Annotated in this window: 27 protein-coding genes; 9 read left to right on the top strand and 18 right to left on the bottom strand. The window is 38.6% G+C overall.

Annotated elements, in window-relative coordinates:
* Positions 1–100 precede the first annotated feature (100 nt).
* The gene (locus tag MJO53_RS15350; RefSeq protein WP_252079748.1) at positions 101–514 is read left to right on the top strand and encodes a glyoxalase; all 414 of its coding nucleotides are present in this window, start codon (positions 101–103) and stop codon (positions 512–514) included.
* Here the strand turns inward: MJO53_RS15350 and MJO53_RS15345 are convergent.
* Positions 503–1,183 (bottom strand): DUF2461 domain-containing protein, encoded by a 681-nt coding sequence (locus MJO53_RS15345; RefSeq protein WP_252079747.1) that lies wholly within the window; start codon positions 1,181–1,183, stop codon positions 503–505. The genes MJO53_RS15350 and MJO53_RS15345 overlap by 12 nt on opposite strands.
* Positions 1,184–1,275: 92 nt before the next feature.
* On the opposite strand from MJO53_RS15345, the gene epsC reads away from it, so the two are divergent.
* From epsC to MJO53_RS15330, 3 genes are all read left to right on the top strand, one after another.
* A complete protein-coding gene (epsC, locus tag MJO53_RS15340) occupies positions 1,276–2,067 on the top strand; it encodes a serine O-acetyltransferase EpsC (RefSeq protein ID WP_252079746.1) in 792 nt (263 codons plus the stop codon).
* On the top strand, positions 2,060–2,944 hold the full coding sequence (cysM, locus tag MJO53_RS15335) for a cysteine synthase CysM (RefSeq protein WP_252079745.1): 885 nt from the start codon (positions 2,060–2,062) through the stop codon (positions 2,942–2,944). The genes epsC and cysM overlap by 8 nt, the downstream gene beginning before the upstream one ends.
* A 142-nt stretch (positions 2,945–3,086) precedes the next feature.
* The gene (locus tag MJO53_RS15330; RefSeq protein WP_224836929.1) at positions 3,087–3,569 is read left to right on the top strand and encodes a hypothetical protein; all 483 of its coding nucleotides are present in this window, start codon (positions 3,087–3,089) and stop codon (positions 3,567–3,569) included.
* A gap of 13 nt (positions 3,570–3,582) precedes the next feature.
* Here the strand turns inward: MJO53_RS15330 and MJO53_RS15325 are convergent, their stop codons facing one another.
* Together MJO53_RS15325 and MJO53_RS15320 are read right to left on the bottom strand one after the other, a co-directional pair.
* Positions 3,583–5,052: a magnesium chelatase gene (locus MJO53_RS15325; protein WP_252079744.1), complete on the bottom strand. Its 1,470-nt coding sequence runs from the start codon at positions 5,050–5,052 to the stop codon at positions 3,583–3,585.
* Between the two features lie 8 nt (positions 5,053–5,060).
* Positions 5,061–6,221, bottom strand: coding sequence for a vWA domain-containing protein (locus MJO53_RS15320; protein ID WP_224836931.1), 1,161 nt, complete (start codon positions 6,219–6,221; stop codon positions 5,061–5,063).
* Positions 6,222–6,299: 78 nt separating this feature from the next.
* Between MJO53_RS15320 and MJO53_RS15315 the strand changes: the two genes are divergently transcribed.
* Positions 6,300–7,103, top strand: a complete 804-nt coding sequence (locus MJO53_RS15315) for a DUF1853 family protein (RefSeq protein ID WP_252079743.1) — start codon at positions 6,300–6,302, stop codon at positions 7,101–7,103.
* A 55-nt stretch (positions 7,104–7,158) separates the two neighbouring features.
* On the opposite strand, the gene MJO53_RS15310 is transcribed toward MJO53_RS15315, so the two are convergent.
* Both MJO53_RS15310 and MJO53_RS15305 read right to left on the bottom strand, forming a co-directional pair.
* Positions 7,159–8,004 carry a DUF4249 domain-containing protein gene (locus MJO53_RS15310; RefSeq protein WP_224836933.1) on the bottom strand — a complete coding sequence of 282 codons (846 nt, stop codon included), beginning with the start codon at positions 8,002–8,004 and terminating at the stop codon, positions 7,159–7,161.
* 2 nt (positions 8,005–8,006) lie between these two features.
* Complete coding sequence (locus MJO53_RS15305) at positions 8,007–10,388, bottom strand: TonB-dependent receptor (protein WP_252079742.1); 2,382 nt, start codon at positions 10,386–10,388, stop codon at positions 8,007–8,009.
* 196 nt (positions 10,389–10,584) lie between these two features.
* Here MJO53_RS15305 and MJO53_RS15300 point away from each other — a divergent pair, with 196 nt between their 5' ends.
* The 4 genes from MJO53_RS15300 (at position 10,585) to MJO53_RS15285 (ending at position 13,476) form a co-directional block, all read left to right on the top strand.
* Positions 10,585–11,127, top strand: coding sequence for an RNA polymerase sigma factor (locus MJO53_RS15300; protein WP_252079741.1), 543 nt, complete (start codon positions 10,585–10,587; stop codon positions 11,125–11,127).
* Positions 11,124–11,666 (top strand): hypothetical protein, encoded by a 543-nt coding sequence (locus MJO53_RS15295; protein WP_252079740.1) that lies wholly within the window; start codon positions 11,124–11,126, stop codon positions 11,664–11,666. Before MJO53_RS15300 ends, MJO53_RS15295 begins: the two co-directional genes overlap by 4 nt.
* Positions 11,650–12,732, top strand: coding sequence for a hypothetical protein (locus tag MJO53_RS15290; RefSeq protein WP_252079739.1), 1,083 nt, complete (start codon positions 11,650–11,652; stop codon positions 12,730–12,732). The genes MJO53_RS15295 and MJO53_RS15290 overlap by 17 nt, the downstream gene beginning before the upstream one ends.
* A 69-nt stretch (positions 12,733–12,801) precedes the next feature.
* A complete protein-coding gene (locus tag MJO53_RS15285) occupies positions 12,802–13,476 on the top strand; it encodes a hypothetical protein (protein ID WP_252079738.1) in 675 nt (224 codons plus the stop codon).
* 150 nt (positions 13,477–13,626) lie between these two features.
* On the opposite strand, the gene hisIE is transcribed toward MJO53_RS15285, so the two are convergent.
* The 13 genes from hisIE to MJO53_RS15220 form a co-directional block, all read right to left on the bottom strand.
* Positions 13,627–14,223 carry a bifunctional phosphoribosyl-AMP cyclohydrolase/phosphoribosyl-ATP diphosphatase HisIE gene (gene hisIE, locus MJO53_RS15280; protein WP_224836939.1) on the bottom strand — a complete coding sequence of 199 codons (597 nt, stop codon included), beginning with the start codon at positions 14,221–14,223 and terminating at the stop codon, positions 13,627–13,629.
* Between the two features lie 2 nt (positions 14,224–14,225).
* Positions 14,226–14,981 carry an imidazole glycerol phosphate synthase subunit HisF gene (gene hisF / locus MJO53_RS15275; RefSeq protein ID WP_224836940.1) on the bottom strand — a complete coding sequence of 252 codons (756 nt, stop codon included), beginning with the start codon at positions 14,979–14,981 and terminating at the stop codon, positions 14,226–14,228.
* Between the two features lie 2 nt (positions 14,982–14,983).
* On the bottom strand, positions 14,984–15,499 hold the full coding sequence (locus MJO53_RS15270) for a DinB family protein (protein ID WP_224836941.1): 516 nt from the start codon (positions 15,497–15,499) through the stop codon (positions 14,984–14,986).
* Positions 15,492–16,223, bottom strand: coding sequence for a 1-(5-phosphoribosyl)-5-[(5-phosphoribosylamino)methylideneamino]imidazole-4-carboxamide isomerase (gene hisA, locus MJO53_RS15265; protein ID WP_252079737.1), 732 nt, complete (start codon positions 16,221–16,223; stop codon positions 15,492–15,494). The genes MJO53_RS15270 and hisA overlap by 8 nt, the downstream gene beginning before the upstream one ends.
* Positions 16,224–16,225: 2 nt before the next feature.
* Positions 16,226–16,807, bottom strand: coding sequence for an imidazole glycerol phosphate synthase subunit HisH (gene hisH / locus MJO53_RS15260; protein WP_252079736.1), 582 nt, complete (start codon positions 16,805–16,807; stop codon positions 16,226–16,228).
* Positions 16,808–16,849: 42 nt separating this feature from the next.
* Positions 16,850–17,203 carry a four helix bundle protein gene (locus MJO53_RS15255; RefSeq protein WP_252079735.1) on the bottom strand — a complete coding sequence of 118 codons (354 nt, stop codon included), beginning with the start codon at positions 17,201–17,203 and terminating at the stop codon, positions 16,850–16,852.
* Positions 17,204–17,255: 52 nt separating this feature from the next.
* Complete coding sequence (gene hisB, locus MJO53_RS15250) at positions 17,256–18,392, bottom strand: bifunctional histidinol-phosphatase/imidazoleglycerol-phosphate dehydratase HisB (RefSeq protein WP_252079734.1); 1,137 nt, start codon at positions 18,390–18,392, stop codon at positions 17,256–17,258.
* Positions 18,392–19,438 (bottom strand): histidinol-phosphate transaminase, encoded by a 1,047-nt coding sequence (gene hisC / locus MJO53_RS15245; RefSeq protein ID WP_252079733.1) that lies wholly within the window; start codon positions 19,436–19,438, stop codon positions 18,392–18,394. The genes hisB and hisC overlap by 1 nt, the downstream gene beginning before the upstream one ends.
* On the bottom strand, positions 19,435–20,721 hold the full coding sequence (gene hisD, locus MJO53_RS15240; RefSeq protein ID WP_252079732.1) for a histidinol dehydrogenase: 1,287 nt from the start codon (positions 20,719–20,721) through the stop codon (positions 19,435–19,437). Before hisD ends, hisC begins: the two co-directional genes overlap by 4 nt.
* A complete protein-coding gene (locus tag MJO53_RS15235; protein WP_252079731.1) occupies positions 20,718–21,155 on the bottom strand; it encodes a GNAT family N-acetyltransferase in 438 nt (145 codons plus the stop codon). The genes hisD and MJO53_RS15235 overlap by 4 nt, the downstream gene beginning before the upstream one ends.
* Before the next feature lie 11 nt (positions 21,156–21,166).
* A complete protein-coding gene (gene hisG / locus MJO53_RS15230; protein ID WP_224836948.1) occupies positions 21,167–22,024 on the bottom strand; it encodes an ATP phosphoribosyltransferase in 858 nt (285 codons plus the stop codon).
* Positions 22,025–22,225: 201 nt separating this feature from the next.
* A complete protein-coding gene (locus tag MJO53_RS15225) occupies positions 22,226–23,041 on the bottom strand; it encodes a prohibitin family protein (RefSeq protein ID WP_224836949.1) in 816 nt (271 codons plus the stop codon).
* A 12-nt stretch (positions 23,042–23,053) separates the two neighbouring features.
* The gene (locus MJO53_RS15220; protein WP_252079730.1) at positions 23,054–25,087 is read right to left on the bottom strand and encodes a VWA domain-containing protein; all 2,034 of its coding nucleotides are present in this window, start codon (positions 25,085–25,087) and stop codon (positions 23,054–23,056) included.
* Between the last annotated feature and the right edge of the window lie 3 nt (positions 25,088–25,090).

The raw sequence follows: 25,090 nt of genomic DNA, 5'->3' as shown, positions 1-25,090 counted from the left end.
TATTCATTCTGACCATGCTGTTCATAACATCGTTGACAACTATTGCGATTATTAAATGTGCAGGGCGATTCATTCTGTAATTTTATTAAAAATCACAGCCATGGATTTAGAATCCGACCGCCGATTGGACATTCGTCCGAGTATTCCCGAGTCACATTTTAACAATCAAATGGGTTTTGATGAGCATTTCCAGAACAAGACCCTCCGCCCTGTTTTAAAACTCCAGAACTATTTATTGGTAGAAGCGTTCAAGAATTATGCGAACAAGCACAAAGGTGTTTTTTACGATCTTTCCTTAGAGAAAAAACTTCAATACATTGAGCGGGCCATTCAAAAGGACATCAAGTTCAGGAATTCCCTAAAAGGTATGATAATAGGTCAGTTCACGGTAGAAGAATACAGGGACTATATTACCAATTCCTCTGCCTTGAACAAGCGAATGATGCATATGGTGGTGGAACGTCTTAAGGATCAAATCCAACTTTTAGAGGTGGAGACGCTGTTACAAGATTGATTCTCCGTTCAAGTTGGTGGTGAGGATATCGCTCATTAAATCAAAATAGGGTCTAATGGCCCTAAAGGAATTGTCCACTTCTTCCAAAAATGACGCGGATAAAACTTCACTGTCCGATAGATTTCGCACAAAAACAAATTGCTTTTTTCTAATTAGGTCTATGTCGGGGTGTTCCTTTTCGAAACCTTTTGGGGCAGTTTTTAACTCGTCCCCGCTTAGATCTCCCCAAACGGTTTTCAATTGTTTTTGGTTTATGGTGTCCCTAAATTCCGAGGCATCCAATTCCAGTTCTTTCCGTATGCGAAATAGATCTTCTTTGTTGGGGGCCCAAAAACCTGCGGCCAAGAGTGATTCCCCTGGTTTTATATGTAGGTAATAACCGCCCCTTAAATGAGCGCCCAAACGGGAAAAAGAACCTGCAAAATGATTCTTATATGGAGTTTTATCCTTAGAAAAGCGAACATCCCTATAAATTCGGAACATCTTCATTTTCTCGATTTCGTCGTGCTGGTTCAGATTGTCTTTAACGGCTTCAAAAAATGCCTTTACCTGAGCTTCATGCTTTTTAAAAGTAGTCTTGTTGGCCTCGAACCATTCGCGGTTGTTGTTTTTTTTCAATTCATTTAAAAAGTCAAGGGAATCCTTGGAAATCGTTATGTTCGAGCTCATAAAATTATAATATGTTATTTTTAATCTAAAGTTACCCTTTTGTGCCCACTTGCGGTAAGGTTTTGACTAATTTTAGAGCGACAAATTGCACTATGGATAAGGAAAAAATAATCGAAGAGCTTATTAGGCATAAAAAAATGCCCTGCTTGGATTTTAAATTAAAGCAACTTACCGAGGATTTTACGAACACGCTCTTTTATACCTTATTTGACACCAATACCCCTGTGGCCGTAAACCTTGAGCTATTGGAAAAACAGTTCAACAAGCTTATGGATATGGCGTGTTGTGAATTGAAAAAGCCACATGATGAGCTATGGGGAGAATATGTTTCCCATCTTCCCGAAATACTGGAATTTTTAAACCTGGATGCCGAAGCTATCCTAGAATGTGACCCCGCATCTTCTTCGTTGCAAGAAATATACCTGGCTTACCCGGGATTTTATGCGATTGCCATTTATAGATTGGCACATGAGCTATATGTGGAAGGCATTCCTTTGATTCCCCGTTTGATGACGGAGTATGCCCATAGACAAACGGGAGTGGACATTAACCCTGGGGCCAAAATCGGAAAATCTTTTTTTATCGATCATGCTACCGGTGTAGTTATAGGTGAGACGGCAGTTATAGAAGACAACGTTAAGGTATACCAGGGAGTTACGCTGGGTGCATTGTATGTATCCAAGAGCTTGGAAAAAACAAAGCGACACCCAACTATTAAAAACAATGTGACGATTTACGCCAACGCTACCATTTTAGGTGGCGACACCGTTATTGGTAAAAATTCCATTATAGGCGGAAATGCCTGGATAACCGAATCGGTGCCGCCAAACTCTAAAGTGTACCATACCCCAGAAATTAAAATTAAGACGAGCCCTAATGTCTAACAGTATACTCGATTTAATCGGAAACACCCCATTGGTGGAATCCAAAGTATTGAACACCAATAAAAAAGTAAAAGTCCTTTTTAAACTAGAAGGAAATAATCCTGGCGGAAGTGTTAAGGACAGACCTGCGTACAATATGATCAAAAGTGGTCTGGAACGAGGCGACTTTACGAAAGACACCAAACTTATAGAAGCTACAAGCGGTAACACTGGGATAGGATTGGCCATGATCGCCGGTCTTTTTGGATTGAATATTGAATTGGTGATGCCGGAAAACTCTACCAAGGAACGAGTGCAGACCATGCGGGCCTACGGTGCAAAAGTTACCTTGACCCCTGCCGATGTTGGGATAGAGGGCGCACGAGATTATGCTGAAGCAAAAGTTGCCCAAGAAGGTTTTAGAATGCTGAACCAATTTGCCAATAATGATAATTGGTTGGCACATTACAAAACTACCGGACCGGAAATTTGGCGAGATACACAAGAGGAAATCACACATTTCGTTTCCAGTATGGGTACCACAGGGACAATTATGGGCACATCAACTTTTTTAAAGGAACAAAACCCCAATATTCAGATTGTAGGTGTACAGCCTACGGATAATTCCAAAATACCGGGAATTCGAAAATGGCCGCAAGAGTATCTGCCAAAAATTTTTGACCCTGCAAAAGTGGACACCGTAATGGAGGTGAGCGAGGAAGATGCCAGAACTATGGCAAAACAGTTGGCCAAAGAGGAAGGTATCTTCGCAGGAATGAGCAGTGGTGGTGCCGCAACAGTGGCCTTGCGCTTGGCAGAAACCTTGGAGAGCGGCACTATTGTTTCGATTGTGTGCGACCGTGGGGACCGTTATCTCTCTTCAGATCTATTTGACTAGTTGTTTTTACCATCTAAAATTTGGGTTTCATGTCGGTTTTTTCCCATTATCCAACATTGTTTGCCACTCAACGATTTTGTTAAAATAGTGGTGACAAAACCCCGTTCTTTACAGCAAGTATTATCCCAAATCTGAAATCAACATGAATACCTTGTCAAAAATCATTACCTGGAAAAGGAATATCCTAGCAAGTATAGTAGTTCTATTAACCTTGTCGGTATTGAGTTTTTATGGTATTTACACCAATCAGTTTTACTTTTTAAAACCGGACAATTATATATTCCCGATTCTATCCGTTGTACATTTGCTTTATTTGTACGTGGTTTGGTTCAAGATCACTGAAGATGAATTGCCAGACCCCAAAATGAGAAATATAGAGTATGTTCTGTACGTTGTGATGATCATATACTTGTTTAAAATCTATGACAGCGCTATGGTATTATACTCCATTGGTGGGTTTAATGAACATGTAATCCCTGCAACATTTAAGCCCATGGCCACACTTACCTTGGTTTTGTATAGTATACTACCTATTTTAACGCTTTACACCTTTTGGTTAAGAAAGCGTTACATAGGAATCTATAATTTCGAAAACTACAACGATAATCTAAATATTTGGCAGTAGGCCCATCAATGGGCTATAACCCACTAATGTAGCTCCCGTATAGATCTTTAAATTGATAACCCTGCTGAAACCGGTGTTTGCTCAATTTCTTGTGGGCCACCAGCCCCCAAAGCAGAAGTTCTTTAAGAAAATAGGAATCCTCCATAGAAATTTCTGGCTGATATTCTCTGATTAAATGGTTCAAGGGACCAATGGCATCCAGTTTGGATTTATAATTTTCATCTTTTTCGTCGTCCAATAAATCAAATCCTTCACCATCAAAGAACCAACTCACGAGTTCATCATATTCGTTTTCCTCTTCTCGGCGCTGCAGCTTTTCTATCTTGGGAAAATAATTAGGGAACAAACTTTTTACAGCCTCTTCTATCAATGTTTCGGCCACATAACCAGCTCCCTCCTGCTCTCCTTCATACACCAACTCAATTTTTCCGGTAATGGAGGGCACCACTCCTATAAAATCACTCAATCGAACGGTAGTTTTAGTATCACCTGCAATAATGGCCCTACGTTCTGCGGTGCTCAATAAGTTTTCAAAAGCGGTGATGCTCATACGTGCACTTACGCCACTTTTGGCATCTACAAACTCACTGTTTCTGGCTTCAAAACTGATTTGCTCCAACAAATCCATGGCGATTTCAGGAACATATACAAAATCAGATTGGCGTTTGTCCAATTTGGCTTCTTGCTTGGTGATTTTTTTTGCGATTTCGATGTTATCCGGATAATGCGTCAAAATTTGCGAACCTATCCTATCTTTTAAAGGTGTAACGATACTTCCCCTATTGGTGTAATCTTCTGGGTTGGCGGTAAAAACAAATTGCATATCCAAATTGAGTCTAAGTTTAAACCCTCTAATTTGTATGTCTCCCTCTTGCAGAATATTAAACAACGCTACTTGAATTCTTGCTTGAAGATCGGGTAGTTCGTTGATCACAAAAATACAGCGGTTTGCTCTGGGTATCATCCCGAAATGAATTACTCGATCATCGGCATAGGATAATTTAAGATTTGCTGCTTTTATGGGATCTACATCTCCTATAAGGTCGGCTACGGTAACATCTGGGGTGGCCAGTTTTTCGTAAAATCGCTCATCCCTGTGCACCCAACCGATAGGTGTATTATCACCTTTTTCCTTGACCAGCTCTATGGCATATCGGGAGATGGGATGCATTGGATCGTCATGAATTTCGGAACCCTCTACGATTGGGATATATTCATCCAGCAATTGCACCATCAAACGGGCCAAGCGTGTTTTTGCCTGACCTCTCAACCCTAATAAATTTATATTGTGGCGTGATAAAATAGCTCTTTCCAATTCAGGAATCACCGAATTTTCGTAGCCCCAAACTCCTTCGAAGACCTGTTCTCCCTTCGATATTTTTTCCAAAAGATTGTCACGTAGTTCGTCCTTGATACTTTTACCTGTATACCCTGCCGATTTGAGTTGACCCAGGGTTGCAATGTTGTTGTGATCTAATTTCATTTGTGATATTAACCTTTAATTCTTTTTTTTCTGTTTTGTTCGTAGTCCTCAAAAATCATTTCACCCAATCCTTTAAGTCCTGTGTAGAAGGCCTTCCCCTTGTTGGCCTTTGTGAATTCACGAACGAATTGCATCAAATAAGGGTCTTCTGCAATCATAAATGTGGTAATTGGTATATGAAGTTTTCTGGCTTGTTGCGCCATGGCGTAGCATTTTTCAACAATGTATTCGTCCAAGCCTACACTGTTTTTATAATAATCTCCGTTTGGTAATCGCAAACAGGATGGCTTTCCATCGGTAATCATGAAAATCTGTTTGTTGGTATTACGTTTTCGGCGGAGCATGTCCATGGCCAATTGCAAACCAGCTACGGTATTGGTATGGTATGGCCCTACTTTTAAATAGGGCAGGTCTTTAATGGGAATGGGCCATGCATCGTTACCAAAAACCAAGATATCCAAGGTATCTTTTGGATAACGGGTGGTGATCAATTCTGCCAGAGCCATGGCCACTTTTTTGGCGGGTGTGATTCGGTCCTCGCCATATAAAATCATGCTATGGCTAATGTCTATCATGAGCACCGTACTCATCTGAGCTTTGTGCATTGTATCCTCAACGACTAAATCTTCTTCATTTAGGGAAAAGTTATCCAACCCATGGTTTACTTGGGCATTTTTGAGGCTTTCCGTCATATTGATGTGCTCCAACGAATCTCCAAAACGATATTCACGGAACTCCCCGGTATGCTCGTCTCCTTTTCCTGATTTTCCGGTCTTATGGTTACCCGAACCACTACGCTTTATTTTACCGAAGATTTGGTCTAAAGCCCGTTGACGCAGCATGCGCTCTAGTTTAGCGGTCAAAGAGAGTATACCACCACCGTTTTCATTACCCTCCTCACCTTCTCCACCTTGGGGATTATCAATATCAAACTCTTCGCGGATATAACCTTTTGCCTTTAGGTCCTCGATAAAGTCATCAATAGTGTAATCGTCGTCGGTAAGGTTGTATTCTTTATCCAATTCACGTAACCAGTCCAACGCTTCCTCCACATCGCCCGAGGTATGAGTGACGAGTTCTTGAAAAATTTCGAAGAGTTTTTCGAACGGAGTTTGGTCGGGTGCTTCGTAATTGGTAAAACGAAACCCTTTTCTTGTGTTCATAGCCATTACATAAATTTACGGCAAATTGAGGTAATGACTAAAGCTTTAGAAAAAACTTAACGCATTCCGTAAGTTTGTTTAAGGATGAAAGCACTGTTAGAAGCATTTTACAATACTGCGCCACTTTGGACCCGAGAACAATTTGGATTACCGCAATTTGAATTTCCATCCATAGACATGGATTCTGTAAAAAATGTTGCCATTCCAGAAAAATTACGTTTAGGTCACCAAATGGAATACGTGTTTAGGCACCTGATAACAACTTCTGAAGCGTATGAGGTTGTATTAGCAAATGTTTTGATAGATGAAGGAAAAGTACGTTTGGGCGAATTGGATTTTATCTTAAAAAACAACCTTACCAATAACTATCTACACGTAGAACTAGCCTACAAATTCTATATCATAAATCCTAACATATCGGAACCTATACACCGACTGATGGGGCCTAATAAGCGGGATATGTTTTATACCAAATTGGATAAGCTCAAAGAAAAACAATTTCCTCTTCTACATCATGCCAGTCTTAAACAAAAATGGGATGCCTTAGGGATTGACCCATTAGAAATGGAACAGCAATGCTGTTTTAAGGCACAACTTTTCACACCTTTTAAGGAGGAAAAACTAGCTATACGACCACTAAATACATCTTGCCATGGGGGCTATTGGGTGCGTTTTGAGCAATTCAATACTAATCTATTTAAACATTATCAGTTCTACATTCCGGCTAAAAAAGAATGGCCGTTGCCACCCGATAATCAAGTTTTGTGGAACAATCATTACAACACGCTGCTAGACATCAATCTAAAACACCTTAATCAGTACGCACCAATGCTATGGGTACGTACTACAGAAGGAGAATTATTTAAGCTGTTTGTGGTATGGTGGTAAAACAGAAAAATAGCGCCAGGACCTAGGAACCCAGCGCTACCACATCAATCACCTTTTATTCTGCTGTAAATGTATAGGTAACCTTGTTTACCTCTGTAAGTCTAAAATATCCTAATGGTTGATTTTCTGGTTTGGTTTGGTTCACACAGTTTCCTTTTAAAGCAACAGGAGTTGAAGAGAACAAGCCAGCACCGCCCATTTGTTCAATTAAGATCTTTATGTATTCATAATAGCTTTTAGAAATACCGTGCATGCTAATGTAAACCGTATCACCTGGCTCAAAAGGCGTTAAGCCATCCATCTCATCTTCTTCAATTTCGTACCACCAATCGATCTCATTTCCGTTTATAAATTCGTCCTTTGCATCTTCAAATGCTGGAAACAATTCGCCCTCTTTTAAAAATTTGAACAGGTAATAATTTTCTTCCGCTTCGGGGTCCGTAAAAACCAAATGAACTTCTAGATCTTCATCATTAAAACCATCATCCCTAGACTGAAAAACTTCCTTGATTTCTGGCACGGGAGTCATTTTCTCTGTAGCCGTAAATACTTCGTTTTTATAGTTTACGGTCAATGCATAGGTGTCGCCAATTACCGGCTCAAAATCAGTTGTAGTATAGTTTCCATCATTTTGGTCTACAAATAAAACTTCTGTTCCGCTATTTACATTTAGAACGCTAACTGTAGCTCCTATTGCAGGCTGAAAACTTGTATCAAAATAAGGTGTAGAGGTGGATAGTTTTATAGTTTGATAATTACCTTCTGTTCCTTTTTCCCAATCTAAAGAAGCTTCTATTACAAGTCTTGTTGGTCCTTCTTGCACATCTATATCTACTACGTCTTCACAGGCGGTTAGAACCAAAAAAATTACTAACGATATATATTTTATAATGGTTTTCATGATCAGAATTTAAAATTATAAGTGATGGATGGTAATATGCCAAATATGGCGGTTCTTGTAGCCTCGTTGGCTCCTGTTTCAAAGTTTTGTCCAAAAGAAATACTGGCCGCATTTTTACGGTGATAGAGGTTGTAAATGCTTAAAACCCATTCTCCCTTAAATCGCTTATTTAAAGATTTTTTGGGCGTGTAAGTTATAGATGCATCCAAACGGTGATACGCTGGTAAACGGTCTGAATTTCGACTTGCATAACTTGCAATGGACACCCCCTCGTAACTATACTGCCCATTGGGGTAAGTCACTGGTCTCCCTGTTTGATATACTAGGTTTGTTCCAAAGCTCCAATGATCGTTTAACCGGTATGCGCCAGAAATGGATATATCATGGGTTCTATCAAAAAAAGTAGGATACCAATTACCGTTGGCAATTCCAGGTCCGCCAGCTGTATCACCAAGAGTACGTTGTTCAGATTTTGACAACGTATAAGCTAACCAACCCGTAAAATTCCCTGTGTTTTTGCGTAGCAAGAGCTCTAAACCGTAGGCACGCATTTCTCCATTCAATATTTCGGTTTCTATGGTATTTTGGCCTATAAGGTCAGAACCATCTATATAATCTATCCGATTTGCCACGGTTTTAAAGTAACCTTCTACCTCCAAGGAATATTTCTTATCCATAAAGTCATGAAAGTAACCAAGCGCATATTGATTGGACAATTGCGGCTTTATAAAGGGCCCGCTTGGAGTCCAAACGTCTAAAGGTGTTACAGAAGAGGTGTTTGATAAAAGATGAATATACTGGGCTGTTCTTGAAAACCCTGCCTTTAAAGAACTGTTATCATTAATTAAGTAGGCCAAAGATGCTCTAGGTTCTAGATTGCGAAAAGAAGTAATAACGTCACTCTTTTTATACGTAGTTTCATCAATTACCTCCCCTCTCTCATAGATTTCTAAATCCGAATTATATACAACCGGCTGGTTGTTTTGATATATCGAAATAGGTTGCCCGCCCAATCTGGAAAATCCACTTAAACGTAATCCGTATTGTGCCGTTAGTCTATTGCTTAATTTATGCTCAGCATTTACATAAACCGCACTTTCTAAAGCTCTCTTTTTATCTAATGCCAAGGGATTTATGGCAGATGTTTCTGATGTTGGTTTTATCTGGCCAGGGTCAAACTCATAGAGCAGACTGCTGGCCCCAAAACCCAAAGTAAAACCATCATTTAAGTAATATTTAAAATCATACTTAAGATTGTAGTTGTTTATGGAGGACATCCACTCAAACTCTTCAAAATCCAAGTCTAAATCATAATCATACCTACTGACAATTGCGGAAAGATTAGAGAATAATTTATCGTTGAAAATATGGTTCCATCGTAAATTGCCAGAGGCATTGCCATAACTACTGGCAAAGCTTTGACCGATTTCAAATGCATCTCTTCCAAAATAACCACTCAGGTATATTCTATTATTTGGATTAATGCTGTAATTGGTTTTAAGGTTTAAATCATAGAACATTACGGAATTCTCTTCACCCGCAGCTTTAAGAAAAAGATCTAGATAGGAACGTCTACCAGCAACCAAAAAAGAGCCCTTGTTTTTGAACATTGGCCCTTCTGCTGTTAACCTGCTAGAAATTGCACCGATACCACCAGTAAGTGCAAAATTTTTATTGTTCCCGTCTTTTTGTCTGATATCCAAAACAGAAGAAACCCTACCTCCAAACCGAGCCGGAATACCACCTTTATACAATTTTAAGTCTTTAATGGCATCTGCATTAAAAACAGAAAAGAAGCCAAACATATGAGAGGTGTTGTAAATGATAGCCTCATCTAACAAAACTAAATTTTGGTCCTGGGCTCCACCCCGTACATGAAAACCTCCAGTGCCTTCTCCATTGTTAGTGACCCCGGGAAGCAATTGTAACGATTTTAAAATATCTACCTCGCCTAATACAACAGGCATCTTTTTAACAGTTCCAATATTCATTTTTAGTACACTCATTTCTGGTTTCCGAAGCAAGGCTTTTTCTGGTTCTTCGGCAGTTACGATAACCTCGTTCAGCTCAGTAGATAATTGTTCAATCTCGATATCCTTTTTTACATCTGCGTGTAAATTCACTTTTATTTTAACATCGGTAAAACCCATGTAAGAGACATTTAGTTCATAGATGCCTTCTGGTGCGGTAATAGAATAAAAACCGTATTCATTTGTGGTAGTTCCTATAGTTGTACCGGCAAGGAAAATAGAAGCACCATAAAGTGTTTCTCCATTATTATTATCTCTGATAGTGCCACTTAGTGTGTAATTGGTTTGGCTAAAACTCCAAAAAGAGTTTAATACTAAAACTACCATTACCCATGGTATTTTTTTTGAATTCATTTTCTGATTTGTTTTTTGATGTTTGAATTAAAATGTATACCACCAATAGACAAGTCAAAAAAGACAAGGTTGCATTGCTTCTAAAAAAAAACGCAGTTTCTTCACCTAATTGAAAAAACTTCACACTTTTTTTACTCTAGGTGCAACCCTTTAGTATTTCCTTTGTCTTTAGAGCAATAAGCATCAAACCGAACCATTGAAAACGGACATTCGTTTTACACATCAATCATTAGTAGAACAGTGCAAAGCAGGCCATAGTAGTTCTCAATACGAGCTCTATAGTTACTATGTGGATGCCATGTATAATGTTGGTTTTAGGTTTTTAGGAAATAAAGAAGATGCTGAAGATATTGTACAAGACAGCTTTATAGATGCTTTTAAACAATTACACTCTTTTAAATACCAAAGCAGTTTTGGAGCTTGGTTAAAGCGGATTGTGATTAATAAAAGTATTAACCATCTTAAAGCTAAAAAGGTAGATTTAGTACCTATGGAGGAAAGCGAATATCAGATGACCCAAACCACGGAGACTGTGATACCGGATGTAAAAGATATTAGTAAAATTAAACGTGGCATTGCGTTATTACCAGATGGCTACAAGCAAATTATAAATCTATATTTAGTAGAAGGATATGATCATGTAGAAATTGCAACAATCTTAGAAATAACAGTAAGTACCTCGAAATCCCAATACCACAGAGCCAAAAAGAAGTTAATGCAAATTGTAAGTGAATTATGATGGATGATTTTGAAAAATACATAAGCGACAATGCAGAAGCTTTTAACACAGAAAGAGCGGATCGAGATAACATGTGGCTGCAGATCAATACCGTTTTAGAAGCAGGTAAAACTAAAGTTGTGCCACTTTATAAAAGGAAACTGTTCTTAAAAATTGCTGCTAGTTTGATGGCTCTGATGGTAATTACATTTTTCTACACACATTTTAAACCTAGCATAGTTACAGAGAACCAGCTGGCATCAAAAGAGTTGCTGGAAATAGACATGCATTACAAAAGTTTGGTTAATTACCAAGTAGCGTTGGTACAGAAAAATCCAAAACTTAGTACAGCCGATAAAAATGAATTTTTGTCTTTTATGGACGAATTAGATGCGGAATACCTGGCACTAAAAAAAGAAATGGAGACCAATTTAGACAATGAGCAGGTCCTGGAAGCTATTGTTGCCAACTACAAAAAACGCATTGAGCTTATAGAGAAGCTTTTAGAACGACTTAATGAAACCAAAAAATTTGAGCAGAATTATGAGTACACTTTATAAAACTTACCTAGGATTGCTCTTATTACTAACTTCAGCTACTGTGTCAGCACAAGAGCACGTTGAAAAAACAATAGAAAAGCAATTTGAATTAGAGGCTAACGGAGAGCTACACATCGACAACAAATATGGAAATATAACCTTCACCGGTTGGGAACAGCCAAAAGTAAAAGTGGTTATTACTGTAAAAGTAAATCATAAAAAAGAAGAAAATGCCAAGGATTTACTTCAAAGAGTGCAACCAGAAATACGTGCCAATCAAAGCTATGTTTCCATAACATCTGTTATAGCCAATAGAAATACCGGATGGTTTGCAGATTTTTTTAATAAGACAAACCCAATAGATTCAGACCGTAGTAGAGTACAAATAGACTATGAAGTGTTTTTACCTAGGGATGCCAAATTGAATGTTACCAACAAATTTGGGGATATTCTTATAGAAGAATGGCAAGGGCAATTAGAGGCCAACTTAGAACATGGTGACTTATGGTTAGGAGAAATGATCAGCAAAGCTACTATTCAATTAAAATTTGGAAAAATACGTGCTAAAAACATCAATTATGCCAGAATAGTCCTAAAAAATGGCGAGTTAAGCATGGATGACGCCAAAAACTTGCAATTAACAACGGAAGGGAGCGAAATACAATTGAATGCTATAGCCACACTTGAGTTGTATTCAAACAAGGATGAAATACATGTAGAAGAAGTTAAACACCTTTTTGGAAGTCTTAAATTCTCTTCCATTAGAATAGAGCAATTGCAAAAGGATATAGATAGCGAATTAAAGATTGTAGATTTTGTAGTTGCTAAAATAGGTAATCCCGATGCTGCTATAACGCTCACCCAAGAATCCTCTGATATTACCATCAAAACCACAAATTTCCCCCATCGCTTTATAGCTACACTGGAACAAGGAGTTGTAAGACTACCTAAAACCTTTGATAATGTTGCTTCCAAAATGTTGGATAAGGGTAAAAAACTTAGAAAAATAGAAGCTACCTACGGTAATAATGCCCTGGGAAAAATTACTATTTCTGGAGTTAAAGGAATTGTAACCATAAATGATTAAAATAGTCTTACACATGCAACCTTTTTAAAATTGGGTTGTCTTTAAATTATATCAATCAAAATTTGAATAATGTTCAATCAAAAAACGACAGTATTATTTATAGCATTAGTTAGTATAATCACCACGCATGCGCAACAAAAAAGTAATGACGAATACATCACCTTTAACGACCGTAACAATGTAGTCCATGGTATATATCTCGGTATTCCATTGGCTATTGGTGAAATTGATGGAAAGGACACTTTTTTTGCCGGTCTAAAACTCGCTTACGTTGCTAACCGTAAATTAGAAATAGGCTTAGCAACCTATGGGTTTTATTCGCAACAAAACTTATCTGGCGAATTATCTATAGATAATGAAGATTTAATAGGTGGTTATGTAGGCTTACACTTGGAACCAATTCTTTTTGGTAAAAGAACAATTAGCCTGTCCTTTCCTCAATTTATAGGTGGCGGAGCTATTGGTTATGTAGATGGCGACACCTTTGAGAACGATGACAACGATTTTGATAATGAGGATTTTGACACTTCGGACTACATATTTGTTTACGAACCAGGAGTAAGTTTATTATTTAATATCAATAGGTACGTACAGTTAGAAGCTACTGGTAAATACCGGTTTTCTAGTAAAATTGAATTGGAGCAACAAGCACTGGATCGCATTAACGGCTTCTCTGCTGGTTTGGGTATTAAAGTAGGTATATTTAACATGGGTAAAAACCGTTATAAGAAACAAATAGATTAGGATGAAGGGAGAAAAAGCACCTAGTAAAATAACTATTCCTGTGACTAGAGTATTTGTTAAAAACAATACCGTTTATATTTGTAATCAGGACAAGATTATAAAACCAATCCAATTAACTTGGTCTCCCGTTACCTTATAAAAAAGTCTTTTTTAATGCCTTTCTATCAATACTTTTTCAATATCTTTTAAAGTGTATCCTTTGGCTTGGAGTAAAATCAAGTAATGGAATAAAAGATCTGCACTTTCGTTTAAGAACAATTCTTCGTTATCGTCTTTGGCTTCAATTACCGTTTCAACAGCTTCTTCCCCTACTTTTTGGGCAATTTTATTGATTCCTTTTCTAAAAAGTGAAGCTACATAGCTTTTTTCATCCTCTTTGTTTTCTTTTCGGGAAGCGATTACATTCTCTAATTCTGATAAAAAGCTAAAGTTGGGTGTGTTTTCTTCATCCCAACAGGTATCTGTACCCGTATGACAGGTGGGCCCAGCTGGCTTCACTTGGACCAATAAGGTATCCTTATCGCAATCTACCTTCATAGAAACCAATTCCAAAAAGTTGCCACTTTCCTCACCTTTTGTCCACAACCTATTTTTAGAACGACTAAAAAAAGTGACTTTACCCGTTTCTTGGGTTTTTTTGAATGCTTCCTGATCCATGTACCCTAGCATCAACACATTTTTGGTTGTTGCATCTTGAATTATTGCAGGAACTAGTCCGTCTGAATTTTTATTGAAGTCTATTTGCATTATTATAATCTTACAGGAATTCCTTTTTCCTTTAATTCTTTTTTGAGTGAATTGATTTCGATTTCCTTAAAATGAAAAACGCTTGCCGCTAAAGCTGCATCTGCCTTACCATATTTAAAAGTATCTGTGAAATGAGACACCGCTCCCGCCCCACCAGAGGCAATTATGGGAATGTTTACCAAACTCGATAGTTTAGCCAATTCCTCGTCAGCAAAGCCATTTTTAGTACCATCATGGTCCATGGAGGTAAATAAAATTTCACCAGCACCACGCTGCTCTACCTCTTTTGCCCAATCAAATAAATCCAATTCCGTAGGCACTTTGCCTCCCACCAAATGCACTTTCCAGCCATCGGTAGTTTTACGAGCATCTATGGCAACAACTATACATTGCGAACCAAATTTGGCCACCAATTCGTTGATTAATTCTGGATTTTTAACCGCTGATGAATTGATAGAAACTTTATCTGCTCCGTTTTTAAGTAAGATATCTACATCTTCCACGGAAGAGATTCCACCACCTACTGTAAATGGTATATTTAATTTTTCTGCTACGTGATACACCAACTCCGCCAGCGTTTTACGCTTTTGCTCGGTGGCAGAAATATCTAAGAAAACAAGTTCATCTGCACCTTCATCAGCATACCGTTGTGCCAATTCTACTGGGTCACCAGCATCACGTAAATCCACAAAATTGACACCTTTAACGGTTCTACCATCTTTTATGTCGAGGCAGGGAATTATTCTTTTTGTTAACATAATTATTCGTTCTTCACATTCAAGTTTACCCCAGAATAAAATCCAAGATCCTGATCGTTCAACATTTTAGTGTACAGTGCAATCTGACCCGTGTGGTAAGATAAATGCTCTGTTACATGGATAATGTTGCCGACCCCAGAAAAATTAAACCCTTGAACATAACGTTTGCGCAAAAGCTCATGTAAGGGAGCATCATAAAATGCTCTTTTAGCTTCATCGACCGTATCTTCTAGTTTTTTGATTAACTCAGCTTTGGTGTAGCCAGATTCGGTGGCAAATTCTTCATCCCTTTTACGTTCATCCTCCAAGTTTTGAATGGAAGCAATCCCATATTGGGTGATGTTTCCGCATAAATGAAGAATAAGATTTGCAATGCTGTTGCACGAGCTGTTCGGCTTCTGCCAAACTTGTTCTTCAGAAAGTTGATCTAAACAAATTTTGATCATACGGAGGTTTTCGTTCATACGATACCCTGCATTCCAAACCAATTCTTCTTGGAGTTCTTTTTCTTTATCCATTCTCAAGAATATAATGTTCCAATTGTTTTAAACTGATCTTACCTTCATAAATGGCTTTGCCTATGATTGTGCCCTCACAACCAATTTCGGCAAGTTTGGGAAGTTCGTCAAAAGTGGAGATTCCACCACTGGCTATTAAATGTAATCCTTTTTTGGTTTGGGACAGCATTTTTTTGTATAACTGGAATGATGGTCCTTGTAACATACCATCCTTACTTATATCTGTACAAATCACATAGGTTATGCCTTCCGATTGGTATTGTTGAACAAAAGGAATAAGTTGTAAATCTGATTCTTCTTGCCAGCCAGAAACGGCCACCTTTTCATTATTGGCATCTGCACCCAGAATAATTTTTTCCGGCCCATATTTTTCCAACCAACCCAAAAACGTGTCTCGGTCTTTTACAGCGATGCTCCCACCTGTGATTTGTTTTGCACCACTTTCAAAAGCAATGTGCAGATCTTCATTGGATTTTAACCCCCCACCAAAATCAATTTGAAGATTGGTTTTTGATGCAATGGACTCCAAAACTTTATGGTTGACAATATGTTTGGATTTTGCGCCATCCAAATCCACCAAATGAAGATGTTGAATACCATGTTCCTCAAACTCCTTGGCTACTTCCAAAGGGTTTTCGTTATAGACTTTTTTGGTATTGTAATCGCCTTTGGAAAGACGCACGCATTTACCGTCAATGATATCTATGGCTGGTATTATCCTCATACTTATAGATTTAAGAAATTTTGCAAAATTCCACTTCCTACTTCACTACTTTTTTCTGGATGAAACTGTACCCCATAAAAATTATCTTTCTGCAAAGCAGCGCTATATTCGACCTCATATTCAGATAAAGCAATGGATTCTTTACCGATAGGTGCATAAAAACTGTGCACTAAATAGATGTATGATTTATCAGGAACATTGGCAAAAAGCTCACTTTTTAAATCTGAAATCTGGTTCCATCCTATTTGAGGAACTTTTACTTTGTTTGAAAATTTTACCACATCCAAATCAAAAATTCCTAATCCTTCGGTGTTGCCCTCTTCAGAAGCATTACACATGAGCTGCATGCCCAAACAGATGCCCAAAACTGGTTGTTTTAGCTTTGGAATAAGCGTATCCAATCCCGTGGCTCTTAATTTTTCCATAGCGGAACTTGCCTCGCCAACTCCAGGAAAAATAACTTTATCGGCATTTCGGATTTCTTCGGTATCATGACTCAAAACGGCTTCATATCCTAACCGTTTTATGGCAAATATGATGCTTTGAATGTTTCCTGCTCCGTAATCGATAATTACAATTTTCATAGAAAAGTACAAGGTTTGAAGTTAGAAGTACGAAGTTCTATTTTATTTCCCATTTTCTCGTGCGGTTTTAATAGATGAAACAACAATGGCTAAAATTTCAGTTGCTTCGGTGTGCAATGATTTCATTTCTGAGAGGTTATTTTCGCTTATTTCCATTAGAAGTTCTAAAAAGTACATGCTTTCATCTATTTCTTCCTCAACTATTTTGAGTTTGTTGATGAAATCGGCACGAGATTTTGCTCGTTGTGAGGCTCTGTAATTTGCTCCAACAGAACTCGAACATCTGATTAATTGATTGACATAGGCATTAAACTCTCTAGATTTTGGAATATTTGAACATAAGTTCCAAGTACTAATAGCAAATGCTTTTGTTCTATCCTTCAAATCCTTTCTCATTGGACTGTTCCTAACTTTTTATTTTGTACTTCTGACTTTGTACTTCTGACTTTTACAGCATTCCTTTAGTAGACGGCAACACCATTTTTTCAGCATCTCGTTTTACCGCCATTTTAATGGATTTGGCAAAGGCCTTGAATATAGCTTCAATTTTATGGTGTTCGTTGGTACCTTCGGCTTTAATGTTCAAGTTCGCCTTGGCTCCATCAGTGAACGATTTAAAAAAGTGCATGAACATTTCGGTTGGCATATCTCCTACTTTCTCTCGCTTGAACTCAGTATCCCAAACCAACCAATTTCGACCACCAAAATCGATGGCCACTTGTGCCAAGCAATCATCCATGGGCAATGCAAAACCATAGCGTTCAATACCCAATTTATTGCCCAAAGCTTTGGAAAACAGCTCTCCCAATGCAATTGCTGTGTCTTCAATGGTGTGGTGTTCATCTACCTCTAAATCACCATCTACTTTAATATTTAAATCCATTTGTCCATGTCTGGCCAATTGGTCCAACATATGGTCAAAAAATGCCAATCCCGTGTTGATATTGCTTTTTCCAGTTCCGTCGAGGTTTATTTTGATTTGAATATCAGTCTCATTGGTTTTACGTGAGATTTCAGCAATACGATTTTCCAATTTCAAGAACTCGTAGATTTTCTCCCAATCATTACTTTCCAGAGCGATGAAGTCATCCAATTCTTCACGTTTTACTGTGATTTCTCCTGTTCCTAAATGGGTATTGTCATTGATGAAGATGCCTTTCGCTCCAAGATTCTTGGCCAACTCCACATCTGTCAAACGGTCACCGATCACAAATGAATTTTCCAAATCATATTCCTCGGAAAAATAGGAAGTCAACATGCCGGTGCCGGGTTTACGAGTGTCGGCATTGTCCTTTGGAAAGGTTTTATCGATGTAAACCGCATCGAAAACCACACCTTCATTTTCAAAAGATTTCATGATAAAATTATGAACGGGCCAAAAGGTATCCTCGGGAAAAATATCGGTTCCCAAACCATCTTGGTTGGTGATCATCACCAATTCATAGTCCAATTCCTTTGCAATTTTTCCTAAATACGTAAATGCCTTGGGATAGAAAATCATTTTTTCAAAGGCATCTATCTGCTCATCGACAGTTTCTTTGATGATCGTTCCATCACGATCAATAAATAGTACTTTTTTGGCCATTAGTTCAATTCTTTTAAAGTGGCTATCAATTTTTTGTTTTCTTCTGGTGTACCAACGGTAAAGCGCAAAGTGTTTTCACAAAGCGGCTGCGTACTGCGGTTTCGCACCACTACTTGCTTTTCCAAAAGTTGTTGGTAACGTTTGTTGGCATTATCCACCTTGGCCAACACAAAATTGGCGTCGGTGGGGTATATTTTTTTTACAAATCCCAAGTTATTTAAAGCAGTGATCAGTTGATCTCGTTCCTGTAGTATTTGTAGTATTTCTTTATTGACCAAATCTTGGTTTAAAACACGCTCGAGTGCTCTTTGCTGAGTTAATTGATTAACATTGTACGGTGGTTTGATTTTGTTCAAAACCTTTATTATTTCTTCGGATGCATAGCATATGCCTAACCGAATACCTGCCAAACCATAGGCTTTTGACAAGGTTTGCGTCACGATTAAGTTGGGATAGTTATTCAGTTGCGATAACCAACTTTCATCTTTTGAAAAGTCGATGTAGGCTTCATCGATAACAACCAATCCACTGAAAGATGCCAATAATTGTTCGATTCTTTCTTTTTTAAAGGAATTTCCTGTGGGATTGTTCGGGGAACAAATAAAAAGTAGCTTGGATTTGGCATCCACTACGCCTAAAATTTCTTTCACATTCGGTTCAAAATCGTCAGTCAGTAACACTTCCCTGTTTTCCACCGCATTAATGCCTGACAGTACCTTGTACATACCATAAGTTGGTGGCAACGTAATGATATTATCTTGATTTGGTTCGCAAAACGCCCGATAAATTAAATCCAATACTTCGTCGCTTCCATTACCTAACAAAATTTGACTTTCTGATACTCCTTTTTGTTCGGCCAATAATAATTTTAAGCTGCGTTGATATGGGTCGGGGTACCGATTTACCCCATTATCGAACGGGTTCTCGTTTGCGTCCAAGAATAGCATTTCGGAACCATCGGAGACATATTCGTCTCGTGCCGAAGAGTATGGCTGTAGTTTTTGTACGGACTCCCTAACCAATGTATTTAAATCAAACCCTTTCATTGTTTCAAACTATTTAATCTAAGGGTTACTGCGTTTTTGTGTGCTTGTAATCCTTCTGCTTCGGCCATTAATTCTATGGCAGTCCCGATTCCTTGAATTCCCTTTTCTGAAATCTTCTGAAAGGTCATGCTCTTCATAAAACTATCCAGGTTTACACCGCTGTATTGTTTGGCATAACCATTGGTCGGCAAGGTGTGGTTGGTGCCGGAAGCATAATCACCCGCACTTTCTGGGGTGTAATTTCCTATGAAAACCGAACCAGCATTCTGGATATTATCCAAATAAAATTCCTCGTTTTCCACACAAACAATAAAGTGCTCCGGACCATATTCGTTGATGAGCTCTATGGCTTCTTTATGGTCTTTGACCAAAATCAATCTACTGTTGCCGATAGATTTTCGAGCAATATCGACCCTTGGTAGTTGTTCAAGCTGAATTTCAACTTCCTTTTCAACAGCTTCAATCATTTTCTCAGAAGTAGAAACCAAAATTACCTGACTGTCTACTCCGTGTTCAGCCTGACTCAATAAATCCGAAGCAACAAATGCAGCATTGGCAGAATCATCAGCAACCACCAACAACTCACTTGGACCCGCAGGCATGTCGATTGCCACACCATACTTGGTGGCCAATTGCTTTGCAACGGTTACATATTGGTTACCTGGACCAAATATTTTGTACACTTTCGGAACACTCTCCGTGCCAAAGGTCATCCCTGCAATGGCCTGAATACCTCCAACCATAAAAATTTGTGTTACGCCACAAAGTTGGGCGGCATATAAAATGGCAGGATTGATTTTACCATTTTTATCTGGCGGGCTACATAGTACTATTTCTTTGCAGCCAGCAAGCTTCGCTGGAATGGCCAGCATCAAAATGGTTGAAAATAGAGGTGCTGTTCCCCCTGGAATGTACAACCCCACTTTTTGAATAGGACGTTTTTCCTGCCAACATTCCACACCAGGCATGGTCTCGACTTCAACTTTATCAGTTTTTTGGGCTGCGTGGAACTTTTCAATATTGGATTTGGCCAAATTGATAGCTTGCTTTAAAGCATCTGAAACGTTGTTGTTGGCAGTTTCAATTTCTGAAGCAGTCACTAAAACAGAGTCCAATTCTACCTTATCGAATTGCGCAGTGTACTTTTTGATGACCCCATCACCACCGGTCTGTACAGCCTTAAAAATATCGTTCACCGTTTCCTCTATGTCGGAAACAGTCTGTGTTGGCCTTTGAAGTAGTTTTGGCCAAGTGTCTTTATCTGGATTTATATACTTTTTCATGGTTTTAGTCTTTTGATCATGTGAAAGCCCAAGGCTTCGTAACCTTGGTTTTCCCAGAATTGTTTACCTCTGTTATTATTGGCATAACAGTTAAGTTCCATGGTTTCGCAACCTATGGATTTTGCATAATCCGTTAAAAAGGACATCATTAAGTCGCCGATTTTCTTTCCTTGATATTCGGGATCAATAATCACATTATCCGGTTCCAAATGCTTTCCTGCATAGAGTTTGTTCAGTTCCCATACCCCACATATTCCCACTAATCTTTCTTGATCATAAACCCCGATACATTTATATCCCATGGGAATCATAGCGGCCAATCGTTGCTGTAAGATATCCATGCAAACCTTTTTATTGTTCAGCACAAATGCCAAAGGTAAAATTGAGGACAGATTCTCTTCGGGAATCCATTTTATGTTGAACTCACCTATCATTCTACCTAATTTTAAAGGACCATTTTTTCGATTGGACAAACCAAGATACCTTCTGCTCCCGCTTGTTTCAGTTCATCGATTACTTCCCAAAAAGTCTCTCGATTTATTACCGTGTGCACAGAGCTCCATCCTTCTTCAGCCAAGGGCAATACCGTGGGGCTCCGCATTCCGGGGAGAATGGAAATAATCTCGTCCAGTTTCTCGTTTGGTGCATTCATGAGCACATATTTGTTCTGGCGTGCCTGCAAAACCGATTTGATCCTGAACTGTATTTTTTTTAAGAGTTCTTTGCGCTCTTCGGAAATGGTAGGCGAAACAGCGAGCACTGCTTCACTTTTTAGCATTACCTCGACTTCCTTTAAGTTGTTTTTGAACAACGTACTACCGCTCGAAACAATATCACAGATTCCATAAGCCAAACCGATATTGGGAGCAATTTCCACGGAACCATTTATAATATGAAGTTCTGCGTTTACCCCTCTGGCGGCCAGATACTCCTTGACCGTGTTTGGGTAGGAAGTTGCGATTTTCTTCCCTTCGAAATCCTTAATGGAATTGTAACTCTCGCTTTTTGGAACTGCCAGGGAAACCCGACATTTGGAAAAACCCAAACGTTCGGCTATGGAAATGTCCTTCCCTTTTTCTATAAGGACGTTCTCTCCGATAATGGCTATGTCCACTACCCCATCTCGCAGGTACTGTGGAATATCCCCATTTCTTAGATAAAATACTTCCAAGGGAAAATTGCGGGAAGTAGCTTTTAATTGATCTTTCCCGTTGTCTATGGAAATACCGCAATCTTTTAAAATTTTGAGCGAATCTTCGTTTAAACGCCCACTCTTTTGAACAGCAATTCTAATTTTTGTCATTTTTCAAGTTTTTGTCCGAAAAACCAAAGGGGTACAAAAAACAAACCCGTTTGATTTCTCAAACGGGTTAGAATATATTTTAAATACAGCAATACATTCCTATCTCGCTTGAGAGCAAGTATAAAAATGATGATGATGTACGTTATTCGTTTTCATTATACGTCAAAAGTAGGATATATTTTTATATCAAAAAAGAGTTATTTAGTTATTTCCCAAAATTAATGGTAGGCCGTCGTCTCCCGATCCTACCACGATTACTTTGGTATTTGGTGATTCGGATAGTTTTATTGTAGCGTCTATACCTTTGTCCTGCAATATTTTATCGGTAAGTGAAGCACTTAAAATACGGTTGGCATCTGCCTTACCTTGTGCTTCTATCCTAACTTTTTCAGCTTCTTTTTCGGCTGTGACCAATCTAAATTCGTACTCCAAAGATTCCTGTTCTTGTTTTAATTTGCGTTCAATGGCATCTTTAATAGTGGGAGGCAATGTTACATCCCTTACCAAAACTTCGTTCAATTGGATGTATTGATCCTCAACTATTTTTTGGGTTTCTTCAAATATCTCTTGTTGTATGGCATCCCTTTTGCTCGAATAAAGTTGTTCGGGCGTATATCTTCCAACAACACTTCTTGCCGCAGAGCGTATAGCGGGAAGAAGTACTCGGTCGATGTACTGTTCGCTCTTTTCTTGGTGTAGTTTTCCCAATTCATCGTATTTAGGCTGGAACCATACGGAAGCTTCCAATTTAATATCCAGTCCGTTCGACGATAGCACATTCATTTTTTCGGTTTTTTCCTGCTGTCTTACTTCATAAATATATACCCTGTTCCAAGGCGCTACTAAATGAAAGCCTTCTCCCAAGGGTGGGGCATCCGTAACAACACCGCCACCAAAGGTTTTATACAATACACCTGCTTCACCGGAACCTATGGTCACTGCAGATTTTGAAATGATGATAATTAAGAAAATAACCGTTGCCAGTGCAGGCAACGCAATCTTGGGCAATTTGTCCATTTTTACTTCTATTTATATTAATCCATTATATTTTCTGATGAACCACTCCGACGTTAGGGATAGAGCAATTAATCCCAATAAAATACGGAAATCTATTAAAGATACGACATTCTCCTTGGTCTTTTGTACGGGCAAGAATTTTCCGGAAGTGGTCAATTCCGATTGTAAATCGTCCAGATTGTTCAAAAAGTAAAGGTATCCGTTACTTTTGGATGCCAAACGACCCATTTTTTTATAGTTGGCGGAGATTAGTTGCTTCTCGGGATTAAAGTCCAAGATTCTAAATGTCCCGGACCTATTCAAGTTTTCATCTTCCACCTTGACGGTAAATTTATAGGTGCCGGCCTCTAAGTTGCTTAGATCGATTTCGTAAAAGCCCCCTTTAAGAAGTAATGGAGATACTCTGGTAAAATCATTGTCTTCTCCTTCTATTTTGATAGAAATACTTGCGTTGGCATTAAACTGGTAGCTTTCATCAAAATAGGAAGCTCTGATCTTGGCCAAATTGGCATTGTCAAATACCAGTTCGTAGTCCAGTTCCAGTCGATTCCGTTGTTTATTGGAAACTAGATAAATCATTAAATTACCTATAAAGTCATCAAACTTTTTAAAATTTTGCTCGTTTCTGTACGTTTGGGCCCTCCATCTCCAAATATCTTCCCCAAACAATATCGCTTCCTTTTTATTGCGCTCCGTAAGAATGGTGAATAGGGGTTTATCCAAATTTACACCTTGTAACTGTTGGTACATTAAGGTTTCGCTCTCCTTGTTAAGTTCTATTTCACCCAGGGTTCCTTGCAGGGGCGGAAAGTCGTCAACCGAAAATTCGCCCAATCCAAACATCCCAAATGCATTGTTTAAAACGGGTAAAACATCCTCTTGCTGCCTACTACCGGATATCGTGAAGCTATTTTGCGAGGCATTCACAAAATTCCAATCTGTTTTTGTCCCTACAATAGTGAGATAGTTTCCCCCATATTTTTCCAAATAATCGTATATAGTTTTAAAATTCCTGTTAGGCTGATATAGGATGAACAAACCTATTTCTTCCAACTCGGATGGGGTGGCATCTGGCTTTAGAAGGATTACGGAGCGTTGTTCGTTGGATTCTATGGATTTTTTGAGCGCACCGATATCCGGATGAAGTATATCCGAAACAATCGCAATATTGGTTTTTTCATCGATGACCTCTATGGCCGTTTCTTTGGAGTTATTGGTAACATTTCGTTCACTGTCCAAAGGTCTGATTTCTATTTTTATGGTTTTAACCCCTACACTTTTTGCCTCGACCAAAGTTTTAATCGTCCGGCTGTTATTTTCCGCGCTCAGTTCAATACGTTCCTGGTGAACCCTACTGCCATCTAGATAAATAGAAATGGTACTGGATGCTGAACTGTTTCCTTGATAACGGACAGAGGTCTCAATCGGAAAGGTATTACGTAAAAATGCGTATTTATTAACGTTGATAAAGCCTACGGCGATATCCTCGTATTGAGTGGTGTCACCTACAACTACGGGATTTACAGCTAAATTTTCCTTTAAGTTGATGTATTCGAAATCCTTGCCCAAGGTCTGGTTCCCATCAGAAAATAATGCAATAACATTGTTTCCGTTTACAAAAACATCATTTACGGTAGTCAGCGCTTTGGAAAGATCGGTATTTCCTTGATCAAAACGAATGGAATCGGTTACTGAAACAATATCGCCAAAACCATATTGATGCACAGCAAACCTTTCATTTATGGCTTCACCCTGCTTTATTTGTTGTATGGCTTGGTAAATTTCGCCCTCTGATGAGGCTTCCTGCATGGATTCGGAATGGTCCACCAATAGAATCAAATTGGCTTTTTCGATAAAATAATCCCTATTGACAAACTTTGGATTTACCAAAAGTAAAAGGCCGCAAAACAAGGTGACAAACCTCAGTGCGGCCAATATAAATTTAAGTGAACCCTTTCTCGGGTCTTTATGGTAATATTGAAAATAGACAAGGGCAAGCGCGGCAGCAACTGCTAAAACAATAAGAAGTACCGTGCTCAGTTCCATTCA

Source organism: Flagellimonas marinaquae (assembly GCF_023716465.1).
In the GTDB taxonomy this organism is placed as follows: domain Bacteria; phylum Bacteroidota; class Bacteroidia; order Flavobacteriales; family Flavobacteriaceae; genus Flagellimonas; species Flagellimonas alginolytica.
Note: the sequence above shows the minus strand (reverse complement) of the source record. Positions and strands in the feature narration are given on the sequence as shown.